We start from the raw sequence: 11,894 nt of genomic DNA on the forward strand, positions 1-11,894 counted from the left end.
CGCGGGAACGGGGGTTCTTGTCCGTGAGCAGGTGGGCCGTGAGTGCCGTCGTGGCAGTCTCAGCCACCTTGCTTGCCGACTGTCGCCCGCAGAGAAAGCAATGCTCCACAAGCTGAAGCCGACTCCATCCGTCGACTTCCACAAGTGAGGAACCTTTCGTGCGGAAAAACTCAAGCAAACTCCGCCTCGTCGCGGCCGCGTTCAGCGCTGTTCTCCTCGCGGGCACCGCACTCTCCGGGGGTGCTCAGGCTGCAACAGGGGGGAATGTCTCCGCTCAGGGATGTGGCTACTACGAAGCAGGCGACTACGCCTACTACGGCCACTGCGGCAGCGGCAACGTGATCATCGAGATCGACTGGGACAGCAGCTGGGAGGAGAGCTGGTGGTGTGTCGGGCCCGGGGAGACGCAGCTCGGCAGGGCCGAGGACGTGGACTTCGCGCATTACGTCGGGAATTGCTGACCCCAACCTCGAACCGCCGTACTTATAGGACCCGCCCTCAACCATGGCATTCTGACGGTTGATTCGGGTCCTGCCATATCGCTCCGTCGAGTTGTTACTCGACGGAGCGATACCGTTTGCGAAGCTGGTTCGTGCAGAACATGGTGACGTTCTCGGGCTGCTTCAGGTGGCATCGTCGACGGGCGCGGCCACGGGGAAGACCAGGCGGCCTTGCTGAGTCGATCTTCGTGTCCAGCCAGGGACCTGGCGCCGACACCAACTACGCACCTGAGAAGGGGAACCACCGGTATTTTCACCACCACATCCTTGAACAGCAGCTCACAGGGACATACATGCTTGTCGACTTTCGGCCGAAAGTGCTGCTATCAGGCTGGTAACCGCACCCCGCTAGAGGTTGTCCCGTTGAGGTGAAGATCCTGCGAGCCCGGAAAGCCACGCCTCTCGACACCGATCGCGTCGTGACGGGCCGACCGGCACAGGACGAACGGCTCCACACCCCGAGATCGCCCTGGGATTCCTTGACTTCCTCTCCCTCGTGAACGAGGGGAGGAAGTCAATCGTCGTTAGGCCGCCCTCTGACGCCCCCTGACGCCGCCTCAGTGATAACGGTGACCTGTTCCACGCGATCAGCAACGGCAAGGCCGACATCGGGCGTGCTCCCGCTTCGTGGCCCTGCACATCCGCCCTGCCGGGCGCGACGTCCGCCGGGCCACCGACGGCCCGGAACTGCCCACGGTGGCCGACCCGCTGTGTCAAGGGAGTCTGGCCGCAACGCGTTCCGGGCAACGTACACGGCCGTCTCCGCGTCCACGGAGTGTGCACCCGCTTCAGCGCCGCGATCACGTCCACGTAGAGGTCGGAACCGCTCAGGTCGTCCGCGCCGTACTGCTGGTGGCTATGGAGGTCCGGCCAAGGTGAGAGAAGCAGGCGCTCGCCGCCGCGGCCGCAGTGCGTCAGGTCGGGCCGATCTGGGCGTGGAGGTGGGTGGCGTGCGCCTCACGGCCGTGCGGACCGCCGACGTCCGATGTGGGGTGGTCAGGCGACATGACACAGCTGGACTCACCCGGGGTCGTGAACGGCCCCGGGTCGAACGGCGTCTTCGTGCGGTCCTGGTACTGCGTGGCGAACCACACGTACAGGTCGAAGAAGAAGGACGTGACCGTCGTGTCGGCGGGGAGAATGCCGAGGTCGTCGACGGCGGCGAGGCGGTAGGCCAAGCGAGGCACGCTGCCGGAGGGCCACTGCGGAAGGATCCCGCTGGGTCTGCCCGGGGCGGGGACGGGCTTGCTCGCCCAGTGGTCGAAGACGTGGACGTCCCGGACCACGCCCGCGTCCGTGACACGGACGCCGACGAGGTCGATCGCCCGTCCGTCCGTGTGGCAGTCGGTCCGTACGGCGCCGCCGCTGATGCCGGCGTGGTGCACCTCGCTGACATTCCAGTCCGCAGCGAGAAACTGTGCCAGCCGCACCAGACCGGCCGCATGCCGGACGTCCAAGGCCGCCAGGACGGGAGTCGAGGAACCGACGGCAACTCTCCGGGCCGACGGGTCAGGTGTGAAGCGGAAGGTGACACCCGCGATGACATGATGCAGCGTCACACGAGGTATCGGCGTGGGCACGATCACTCCGCCCGCTGCTGAGAGGGCCGGTGCCGGCGACATCACAACCGTCCCCGCCACATGGTGGCCGGCCACTTCGCGGTAGGCCATGTCGGGTGTGAGCGCGCGGACGGGAGGAGGTGGCGGACCGAACGGGAGCGTGGCCAGGGACAGGGGTTGCCCCACGAGAGCGGCTGCCGCCTGCTGGGCCAGCCACTGGCTACCCGTGTCGACCGAGGCCAGGGCGGCCGGCCAGTCGGCGAGCACCGGCTGGGCCAGCAGGGAGCTCAGCTGATCCCCCAGGCGTACGGCCGGAGCGGTGGGTCCCGCGAAGGCCTGGTCCGGGGCGGCCAGGGCGTCGCGCGCGGCCTCAGCCGTGACGGGTGCGTCCACGCCGAGCAGCTGCGCGGGCGTGTGGGCGGTGACCGTCCCTCCCTCACTCACTTCCAGGAGAGCGTTCAGCCCGACTGCGGACAGCAGCAGGTTCACGTCTTCATGGGTGACGCCGTTCAAGGATATTGCGGGTCCTTCGGGCCCGACGCAGCCGGCGACGCCCTCCGGCTCGGTGGCGAACGCGTCGTCCAGGGCCCTCATGGTGTGCATGCCGACCTTGCCGTCCGCACCGAGCCCCGGCGTGTTCTGCTGGAAGATTTGCACGGACTCCGCAGTGAGGGGGCCGTAGAATCCGTCGACCTCGACGAACACCCCCAGATCGGCGAGCGCCTGCTGCACCAGGCTGACGAAATAGCCTTTCTGGTTGGGCTGTTGCAGGAGCAGTACGCGGCTGCCGGCCAGGCACTCCTCCAGTTCGGTGGTTCCATCGAATCTGATGCTCTTCATCGGCGTCTCCGTCCGGCCTGCCGGTTCCGGCCGCAGCAGGGCCCTGTTCCCCGGACATCCCGTGCGCGGAGATCCGCAGCGGCACACGCCGCATCGGCTACTTCTGGCCGGCACCGTGCAGGCCCCCGAGCGGTGATGTGACAGGCGACCGGGAAAGGCGCTGCTTCCTCGGGCACTGCCGTGACAGTGATCAAGCACGTGCGGCCGCCATTCGGCACCGCGGGTACCTTCCAGCCTAGGACTCCCTGGGGCAGGTCGCAGCTTCGACCAGCCGGGCCGAACGCGGCTTTCACACAGCGCCGCCGGGCGGGCGGGCCCCCTGCACTGGACCCTCTTCTCGCCGCGGCTGCGCCCAGCGGCAGGCGCCGGCACCCGGTTCTCTGGCGCCGGATTGTTTTGCCGGACCGGCAACAGGAGTGGCAGACCAGGACACGGTGAGCGACCGTGGGCCCGTGACCGACGACATCGCAGCAGAATCGCCCGCGTCCGGCAACCCCTCGCCTGCCGACGGATACCTCGGAGACCCCGCAGTGCGGGCGGAGTGGGACGACCGGTACGCCGACCGACAACAGCTGTGGAGCGGCCAGCCCAACGGTGCGCTCGTAGCCGAGGTCGCCGGGCTCACACCTGGGCGAGTGCTCGACGTCGGCTGCGGCGAGGGCGCGGACGCCGTCTGGCTGGCGCGCGGAGGCTGGGACGTGACCGCGCTCGAGGTCTCGGGCGTGGCGCTGGAGCGGGCGGCCGGACACGCGCGGGACGCCGGCCTCGCGATTCACTGGGTACATGCCGAACTCACCGAGGCGGCACTCCCGCCGGCCTCCTTCGACCTGGTCTCCGCGCAGTACCCGGCCTTGCTGCGCACCCCCGACGCCGCGGCCGAGCGAGCGCTGCTCGCGGCCGTCGCGCCCGGCGGCGTGCTACTGCTCGTACACCACGCGGGGATGGACACCCAGCAGGCGCACGACAGCGGCTTCGATCCTGCTGACTACGTCTGGCCGTCGATGATCGCCGATCTGCTCAACGAAGACTGGGAGACAGAGGTGGACGAGCAGCGGCCACGCGTGGCACCCGACGGCGGCGCCGGCGCGCACCATACCGACGACCTGGTGCTGCGCGTACGCCGACTGCGCTGAGACCCCCTCGACCAGCAGCAGGCCCGGCAACCGGGCGGACGCGATCGGCATGAGCGGGTCGGATGGGCAACGAGACCTACTGGCAGCCAAGTTCGGGGCGATGTGCCGCATCTCGACGAGCGGCAGCGTCGCCTGCTGATGGGGGCTGAGGGTCTGCCGGAGTGGTAGAACGCGACTTCGGAGAGGCCCCGTTGGGACGGATCCGCCAGCCGGTGCCGGCCGCGAACGCGTCGTCCCGGAAGCCGGCCGTCCGGCGTGCACTCCTCGCGCTGATCGAGTCCAGTTTCCACGGAGATCCCCATGTCGCCGCTGCGCTGGATCACCGAATCCACCCGCGGGCTGGCCGTGCAGCTGACCCGGCAGGGCCACCGGACGGTCAACTGTGCGGGGCGGTTCCGCGGATGCCGTGGCTGGTGGGCAGAAGCCGGTCGTGGGTGACGGCCCAGTTGGCGAGGAGTTGCAGGGCGTCGTAGTCGGGTGTGTTGGGGGCAGCGTTGTAGGCGGTGAGAGTGAGGCCGGGCTGTGCGGGCAGCTCCATGGCGTCGAAGTCGAGGGTGATGACGCCGACGGCCGGGTGGCGGAAGGATTTGCGGCCGGTGCGGTGCAGACGCACGTTGTGCTTGGCCCAGGCGGTGCGGAACTCGTCGCTGCGAGTGACGAGTTCGCCGATGAGACCGGTCAGCTCGCCGTCATGGGGGGCTCGGCCGGCTTCAGTGCGCAGTAGGGACACCGTGGTGTTCAGGGATTCTTCCCAGTCGGGAAAGAAGTCGTGGCCGTGCGGATCGAGGAACTGGAAGCGGGCGATGTTGGCGGTCGGGGTGGTGGGGTCGCGGAAGATCGGGGAGTAGAGGGCGCGGCCGAGGCCGTTGGTGGCGAGGATGTCGAGGCGGCCGTTGCGGATGAAGGCCGGGGAGTCGGTCATGGAGTTCAGTACCCGCAGGATGCTGTCGGGCAGCGGGCCGCGGGACCGTTTGGTGCGGCGGGCGGGACGCCTGGCGGCGCGGGCCAGGTCGTAGAGGTGGGCGCGTTCGGCGTCGTCGAGCTTGAGGGCGTTCGCGACGGCGTCGAGGACTTCTTCCGAGGCTCCGGCGAGGTGGCCGCGTTCCAGGCGGACGTAGTAGTCGATGCTGACGCCGGCGAGGAGGGCGACTTCTTCGCGGCGCAGACCCGGTACGCGCCGGTTGCCTCCGTAGGCGGGCAGGCCGGCCTGCTGAGGGGTGATCTTGGCGCGGCGGGAGGCCAGGAACTCGCGGATGTCGCTCTCGGTACTCACACGTTCAAGGCTAGGCCGGAGGATGCACCTGTGGGGGGTTCTGTCAGTACCTGTAATCGCAGGCCCTTCTTCAGCTCGCGGGCCTGCGGTTTCCTGGATGACGAAGCGGTCGGCGGCATTCGGCGCCCACGTGGGCCCCGGTTGCTGCGGCCGCCGAACATCCCAGTGGGTCACGGACTGTCATGAGCTGGTCTCCCCCATTCACCGTCCCGGCTTGGAGCGCATCTACGTCATGAGCAAGGTCTTCTTCATCACCGGCGCCGGACGCGGCCTGGGAACGGACATCGCCCGTCAGGCCCTTGCCGCCGGCCATCAGGTCGTGGCCACCGGCCGCCGTCCCGAGCGTGTCGTTGACGCGCTGGGCGGCGAGCAGGACAACCTGCTGGCCGCCGCCCTGGACATCACCGACCCGGCTGCGGCCGCAGCGGCCGTAGAGGCGGCCGTGGCCCGGTTCGGCCGGATCGACGTCCTGATCAACAACGCCGCGAACTTCTACGCGGGGTACTTCGAGGAGCTGTCCGAGGCGCAGGTACGCGCCCAGGTCGAGACGAACCTGTTCGGTCCGATGAACGTCACGCGCGCCGTCCTGCCGGTCATGCGCAAGCAGCGGTCCGGGCATGTCATCACCGTCTCGTCCCTGGCGGGCGCGGTCGGCGTCGACTTCTGCGTCGCCTACTCGGCGGCCAAGTTCGGTGTCGAGGGCTTCATGGAGTCCCTGCACCACGATGTGGAGCCGTTCGGGATCCGCACCACGATCGTCGAGCCGGGCTTCTTCCGCACCGAACTGCTGATGGACGCCTCCACCACCTGGGCAGAGGGCTCCGTCGACGACTACGCCGAGCGCACCGCCGCCACCAAGAAGCAGTGGGAGTCGATGAACGGGCAGCAGGGCGGAGACCCCGCAAAGCTCGCCGACGCCCTGCTGAAGGTCGCCGACCTGGAGGAGCCCCCGCTGCGGTTCGTCGCCGGGGACGACTGCCTCGCCGCTGTCGAGGCCAAGGCCCAGCAACTCCTCGCGCAGGTCGGCGCCTCCCGCGAGCTGGGCTCCGGCCTCGCCCACACCGACGCCGCCTGACCCACCCCGCACAACGCACCTGAGAAAGGGAACACCATGGAATTCGTCAAGCAGCAGGCCACCGTCAAGGCTCCGGCCGACTGGTTCACCGGCGACGTCTGGTTCGACGTGATCTACGCAGGCCAGGAGCCGTCCCGGATGCGCGCCAACATGGTCCGCTTCTCGCCCGGCGCCCGTACCCACTGGCACTCCCACGTCCTGGGCCAGACCCTCCACGTGGTCTCCGGCACCGCCCTGATCGGCACCCGCGACGGCACCGTCTTCGAGGCCCGTCCCGGCCAGACCGTCACCTGCCCTCCGGGCGAGGAGCACTGGCACGGCGCCACCCCCGACCGCTTCATGGAACACATCGCCATGTGGGAAGGCGCGGGCGACCCCAGCGCCGAGACCACATGGAACGAGCCCGTCACCGACGAGCAGTACAGCCGCCCCTCTCACTGACCGGACAACCCCAGTGCCTGCCGAACCTCCCCCGCGGAGCCCGCAGGCAACCCTGCTCGGCACCGGCGGTTCCCGGACGCCGCGACCAGCCGGCACGGCACTCACCCACCGACGACGACACGTGGCGGTCCGCACCGGGAGCGGGGCCTGATCGGCCCGTGACCTGTGGGTCAGCGAGAGGAATGTGCATGACTGAGCAGCAGAAGCAGATCGGCGGCGGACGCCGGACGATCGGTGACTTCTCCCCGAAACTCGCCGAGCTGACCGACGACATCCTGTTCGATGACGTGTGGAACCGCGCCGGGCTGGCCGCCCGGGACCGCAGCCTGATCACCGTTGCCGTACTCATCGCCGGCGGTGACGCCGACCAGCTCGGCTTCCACCTCCGACGCGCGAAGGAGAACGGCGTCACCGAGACCGAGCTGATCGAGGCGATCACCCACCTCGCCTTCTCCGCCGGCCGGCTCGAGGCCATGACCGCGATCACGGTCGCTAAGCAGGTCCTCGCAGCCTGAGTGCCGGATGGGCAAGAGCCGCCAAGGCTCCTCCGCCCACGGCACCGGGCCGCGGCCTTCACCGGTCCTGCCCACACTTGAGCAGACGACCATGAACGAGGAGGGAGACCTCATGCGACATGTCATGCATGGTGACGGCGATGTCGGCGCTGGGCAGCAGGACACGACGATCGTCCGAACGCCTGACGGCGTGACCACGCTGCGAGCCGCGGCACACACGGCGCTGATGCCTGGATCCGGGGGGCAAGCCCGGACGGGGTGGGCCCGAGGGGCGGTGCGCTCGTGAGCCGCATCCTCGTGACCGGTTCCGCGGACGGTCTCGGACGCGCTGCCGCGGCTACGCTGCTGTCCCAGGGACACCACGTCGTCGTGCACGCCCGGAACCAGGAGCGTGCAGCGGCCCTGGAAGCGCTGGTCGACCGTGGAGCAGACCTCGTGACAGGGGACTTCATGGAGCGGGATGCCGTACGGCGTATCGCCGCCGAGCTGAACGACGCCGAGCCTCTGGACGCAGTGATCCACAACGCCGGCGTGTGGAGCGGACCGGCGGTCATGCCAGTCAACATCATCGCCCCGTACCTGCTCACGGCCCTGCTGCACCGGCCGCGCCGGCTGGTGTACCTCAGCAGCGGCTCGCACTTCAGCGGACGTCCCCGGCTCGGCGGGGTCGACTGGCGGGGCAGGAGCCCTGGCTCGTACGCCGACAGCAAGCTGTACGTCACGGCGCTGGCTGCCGCGGTGGCCCGTCTGCGCCCCAGGGTGCTGAGCAACGCGGTGGATCCGGGATGGGTGCCGACCAGGATGGGCGGGCCCGGCGCGCCGGACGACCTGGAGCTCGGGCACCGGACACAGGAGTGGCTCGCCTCCAGCGACGATCCCCAGTCGCTGACCACCGGCGGGTACTGGTATCACCAGCAGCAGACGCAGCCGCACCGCGCCGTCCACGACCAAGCGTTCCAGGACCGCCTCCTGCAGACGCTGGCCGAAGAGACGGGTAGCGAGTTCTGAACGATGCAGGAGTGGCCGCCATCCCTCTTTGCCACCACGCGCGCGGGTGACGGGCACGTGGGTGGAGAAGCCTTCCGGTAGATGCCAAGAGGCTTCTCACGCTGCCCGCGCCCCGGAGCGAGGGCCGGCTCGCGTCCGTCGTCACCCGATGAGCCTGCCTCCGTCGGCAACGACGATGGCGCCGGTCACGCAGCTCGCGGCGTCGCTCGCCAGGAGCAGCTCGACTTTCGCGATGCCGTCGGGCGCTCCGAGACGCCGCAGCGGGACGCGTTCGGTGTTCTGGTCGACGTTCTCCGTCGATGAGTCGTCCATCGCACCCACGGCGGCAGAGCTCCCCGTTCGCTGGCCAGGAGCGCATCCGCTGCGGCTGCCTGGAGTGGATCGCACGCGCGATCGACGAGGGCGCCGACGTGCGCGGCCACCACCTGTGGTCCCTCATGTCCAACTACGCGCCCCCGGGCCCCACCGCCGGTGCGGTGCGGGGACCACACTGACTACACCGCCGAGCCCGGCAGCACCTCCGAGGACCGCCTCAAGTTCCTCGCCAGCTGGGCAGCGACCGGCGTCCCGGAGCAGGGCCCCAGCAGTCACAGGAGTCCTTGATCCGGGCTCTGAGAGTACGAAGGATCGACGGCCGCCGTCCGGCACATCCGCTTTTCCCGGCGCGACCGGGACGGCCAGCACATCCGCCGTCACGGCGCGGTAGCCCATCAGGGCCGAGCGTGACGACTCCGGCATTCGGCCGCCTGCGTGCCACCGAGACGGCCAGGAGCCGCAGGTCCTCACCGCACCGCCACAGGACGGCAACGGCTACGGCCACCAGGCCCGTGAGGTGATGCGGTGCCTGCGTGCGGGCATGGCCGAGTGACCGTTGGTGCCGCCGGCCGGCACGCTCGCGGTCATGGACACCCTGCACCCGGTCCGCTCACGGATCGGCGTGCGTCACCCCCGGGGAGTGAGCTACGGGAAGCGACAAGCCCGCCCCCGGCTCCCCGGGAGACCGGGGCGCGGGGGCGGGCTCATGGTGCGGCACCGTGCGGGGCGGCGATGTGATGCCGCACCAGGCTCGGTCAGGCGCCGGGCAGGATGCCGGTGCGGGCCACCTCGGAGTACCAGCGGGCGCTTGCCTTGGGGATGCGGGTGCCGGTCGGGTAGTCGACGTAGACAGCGCCGAAGCGCTTGCTGTAGCCGTGTGCCCACTCGAAGTTGTCCAGCAGCGACCACAGGAAGTAGCCGCGTACGTCCGCGCCGTCCGCGATGGCCTGGTGGACGGCGGCCAGGTGGCCTCGCAGGTAGGCGATCCGGGCGGGGTCGTTGACGTTGCCGGAGGGGTCGGCGTAGTCGTCGAACGCGGCGCCGTTCTCGGTGATGACCAGCGGCAGCCGGGGGAAGTCGGACGCCAGCCGGCCCAGCAGGTCGTACAGGCCGCTCGGGTCCACGGCCCAGCCCATGGCGGTGGTGTCCCCCGGGGGCTGGTGGAAGGCGACCTCGTCGGCGGCCGGCCACGGGCTGTGGGCACTCCTGCCGTGCCCGTCCGAGGTATGGGTCCCGCTGCCGTCGGCCCGGGAGACGACGGTGGGCGTGTAGTAGTTGACGCCGAGGAAGTCCAGCGGCCGGCGGATCTGCTGGAGGTCGCCGTCGTGGACGAAGGACCAGTCGGTCAGCGCCGCCGTGTCCTTGAGCAGGTCCTCGGGGTAGGCGCCCTGCAGCATCGGTCCGGTGAAGACCCGGTTGGCCAGCGCGTCGATGCGACGGACCGCGTCAGCGTCGGCCTCGTCCCCGGTGAGCGGTCGGACATGGTGGACGTTGAGCGTCACCGAACACTGGGCGAAAGCGGGGATGCGGTCGCGGAGCGCCTGGACGGCCAGGCCGTGACCCAGGTTGAGGTGGTGGGCGGCGCGCAGGGCGGCGACAGGGTCGGTGCGGCCCGGGGCGTGCACGCCGGAGCCGTAACCGAGGAAGGCGCTGCACCAAGGCTCGTTGAGGGTGGTCCAGGTCTTCACCCGGTCACCGAGGGCGTCCCCGGCGAGGGCGGCGTACTCGGCGAACCGCTCGGCGGTGGCGCGTTCCGGCCAGCCGCCCGCGTCCTCCAGCTCCTGCGGCAGGTCCCAGTGGTAGAGGGTGGCGACGGGCTGGATGCCCTTTTCCAACAGCTCGTCGACGAGACGCCGGTAGAAGTCGAGCCCCTTCTGGACGGCGGGACCGCGGCCGGTGGGCTGGATCCGCGGCCAGGCGAGGGAGAAGCGGTAGGCGCCGATGCCGAGGTCGGCCATGAGGGCGACGTCCTCGCGCCAGCGGTGGTAGTGGTCGGTGGCGACGTCACCGGTGTCGCCGTTACGGACCCGGCCTGGGGTGCGGGCGTAGGTGTCCCAGATGGACGGTGTGCGACCGTCTTCCGCGGCGGCCCCCTCGATCTGGTACGAGGCGGTCGCGGATCCCCAGAGAAAGCCCTTGGGGAAGGTGCGGGGGGCCTCCGAGGCGGAAGCGGTCTGCTGCTGTGCTGCGGTGACCACGAAAGTCCTTTCCGGGTGCGTGGGTTCGGTGGTTGGCGGCGGGTGGCGTGCGCGGGCCGGGTACGGGCGGAGCCGGTGGCTGCCCTTGGGGCGGTGCGGCCGGTCAGCCCTTGACGGCGCCGGCCATGATGCCGCTGACGATCTGGCGGCCGAAGACGACGAACATCGCCAGCAACGGCAGGGTGCCGAGGAGCGCGCCTGCCATGATCAGGGACTGGTCGCGGACGTATCCGGCACTCAGCTGGGTGAGGGCGACGGGGACCGTGGGGTTGGTCATGTCTAGCACCACGAAGGGCCAGAAGAAGTCGTTCCAGGCGTGCACGAACGTGATCATGAACAGGACGGCCATCGCGGGGCGCGCCACGGGCAGCACGATGCTCCAGAAGATGCGCAGCGAGTGCGCTCCATCGACCCGGGCCGCCTCGACCAGCTCGTCCGGCAGCGCCTCCGACAGGTACTGCCGCATGAAGAACACGCCGACCGCGCTGACCAGGGTGGGGAAGATGACGGCGGGCAGTTCCTGCGACCAGCCCAGCTCCGACATCATCATGAACAGCGGTACGACACCGAGTTGCGGCGGCACCATCATCGTGCCGATCACCAGCATGAGCAGCACGTTGCGGCCCTTGAACCGCAGCTTGGCGAAGGCGAAACCGGCCAGCGTCGCGAACATGACCGTGGACAGGGCGATGACACCGGCCACGATCAGGCTGTTGATCATGGCCTTGCCCATCGCCGCCTCGTCCCAGGCGCGGGCGAGGTTGCTGAACAGGTTCGGGCCGGGCAGGAACGGCGGCGGCGTCTGGCTGACGCGGGTGTTGTCGGTCGAGGCCGCCACCATCGTCCAGTACAACGGGAAGATCGAGACGATCGCCGTGATCGCGAGCAGGACATAGGCGAGCGGGCCCGCGTGGTGCTGACGGCCCGCGCGCTGGCCCAGCATCCGGCGGCCGCCGCGGGCAGCGGTCTTCTTCGAGGCGCTCCGGGCCGGCGCGTCCGTCCGGACCGGGAGGCTTTCTGTGGTCATGGAGACTCCA

11 protein-coding genes and 1 pseudogene are annotated in these 11,894 nt (G+C 69.8%); 7 read left to right on the forward strand and 5 right to left on the reverse strand.

Annotated elements, in window-relative coordinates:
* Positions 1–158: 158 nt before the first annotated feature.
* Positions 159–461 (forward strand): DUF6355 family natural product biosynthesis protein, encoded by a 303-nt coding sequence (locus ACFWJX_RS23265; protein WP_383246273.1) that lies wholly within the window; start codon positions 159–161, stop codon positions 459–461.
* A 953-nt stretch (positions 462–1,414) separates the two neighbouring features.
* Here ACFWJX_RS23265 and ACFWJX_RS23270 read toward each other — a convergent pair.
* Positions 1,415–2,899: a peptidoglycan-binding protein gene (locus ACFWJX_RS23270; RefSeq protein WP_383246275.1), complete on the reverse strand. Its 1,485-nt coding sequence runs from the start codon at positions 2,897–2,899 to the stop codon at positions 1,415–1,417.
* 452 nt (positions 2,900–3,351) lie between these two features.
* Here ACFWJX_RS23270 and ACFWJX_RS23275 point away from each other — a divergent pair, with 452 nt between their 5' ends.
* Both ACFWJX_RS23275 and ACFWJX_RS23280 read left to right on the forward strand, forming a co-directional pair.
* Positions 3,352–4,032 (forward strand): class I SAM-dependent methyltransferase, encoded by a 681-nt coding sequence (locus tag ACFWJX_RS23275; protein WP_383246278.1) that lies wholly within the window; start codon positions 3,352–3,354, stop codon positions 4,030–4,032.
* A gap of 138 nt (positions 4,033–4,170) precedes the next feature.
* Positions 4,171–4,404, forward strand: a pseudogene (locus ACFWJX_RS23280) (ISAzo13 family transposase); the annotation flags it as partial.
* A 4-nt stretch (positions 4,405–4,408) separates the two neighbouring features.
* Here the strand turns inward: ACFWJX_RS23280 and ACFWJX_RS23285 are convergent.
* Positions 4,409–5,305, reverse strand: coding sequence for a helix-turn-helix transcriptional regulator (locus tag ACFWJX_RS23285; RefSeq protein ID WP_383246281.1), 897 nt, complete (start codon positions 5,303–5,305; stop codon positions 4,409–4,411).
* Positions 5,306–5,537: 232 nt separating this feature from the next.
* Here ACFWJX_RS23285 and ACFWJX_RS23290 point away from each other — a divergent pair, with 232 nt between their 5' ends.
* The 4 genes from ACFWJX_RS23290 (at position 5,538) to ACFWJX_RS23305 (ending at position 8,344) form a co-directional block, all read left to right on the forward strand.
* Entirely contained in the window at positions 5,538–6,380 is an 843-nt protein-coding gene (locus ACFWJX_RS23290; protein WP_383246407.1) for an SDR family oxidoreductase, read from the forward strand.
* A gap of 36 nt (positions 6,381–6,416) precedes the next feature.
* The gene (locus ACFWJX_RS23295; protein ID WP_383246284.1) at positions 6,417–6,821 is read left to right on the forward strand and encodes a cupin domain-containing protein; all 405 of its coding nucleotides are present in this window, start codon (positions 6,417–6,419) and stop codon (positions 6,819–6,821) included.
* A gap of 188 nt (positions 6,822–7,009) precedes the next feature.
* A complete protein-coding gene (locus tag ACFWJX_RS23300; protein ID WP_383246287.1) occupies positions 7,010–7,336 on the forward strand; it encodes a carboxymuconolactone decarboxylase family protein in 327 nt (108 codons plus the stop codon).
* 282 nt (positions 7,337–7,618) lie between these two features.
* Positions 7,619–8,344 (forward strand): SDR family NAD(P)-dependent oxidoreductase, encoded by a 726-nt coding sequence (locus ACFWJX_RS23305; RefSeq protein WP_383246290.1) that lies wholly within the window; start codon positions 7,619–7,621, stop codon positions 8,342–8,344.
* Positions 8,345–8,485: 141 nt separating this feature from the next.
* Here the strand turns inward: ACFWJX_RS23305 and ACFWJX_RS23310 are convergent, their stop codons facing one another.
* The 3 genes from ACFWJX_RS23310 to ACFWJX_RS23320 all read right to left on the reverse strand — a co-directional run bounded on the left by ACFWJX_RS23310 (position 8,486) and on the right by ACFWJX_RS23320 (position 11,884).
* Positions 8,486–8,656: an SDR family oxidoreductase gene (locus tag ACFWJX_RS23310; protein ID WP_383246292.1), complete on the reverse strand. Its 171-nt coding sequence runs from the start codon at positions 8,654–8,656 to the stop codon at positions 8,486–8,488.
* Positions 8,657–9,414: 758 nt separating this feature from the next.
* A complete protein-coding gene (locus tag ACFWJX_RS23315) occupies positions 9,415–10,857 on the reverse strand; it encodes a GH1 family beta-glucosidase (protein WP_383246295.1) in 1,443 nt (480 codons plus the stop codon).
* Positions 10,858–10,960: 103 nt separating this feature from the next.
* Positions 10,961–11,884 carry a carbohydrate ABC transporter permease gene (locus ACFWJX_RS23320; protein WP_383246298.1) on the reverse strand — a complete coding sequence of 308 codons (924 nt, stop codon included), beginning with the start codon at positions 11,882–11,884 and terminating at the stop codon, positions 10,961–10,963.
* Between the last annotated feature and the right edge of the window lie 10 nt (positions 11,885–11,894).

The sequence above is a fragment of the Streptomyces sp. NPDC058335 genome (assembly GCF_042723915.1).
In the GTDB taxonomy this organism is placed as follows: Bacteria; Actinomycetota; Actinomycetes; order Streptomycetales; family Streptomycetaceae; genus Streptomyces.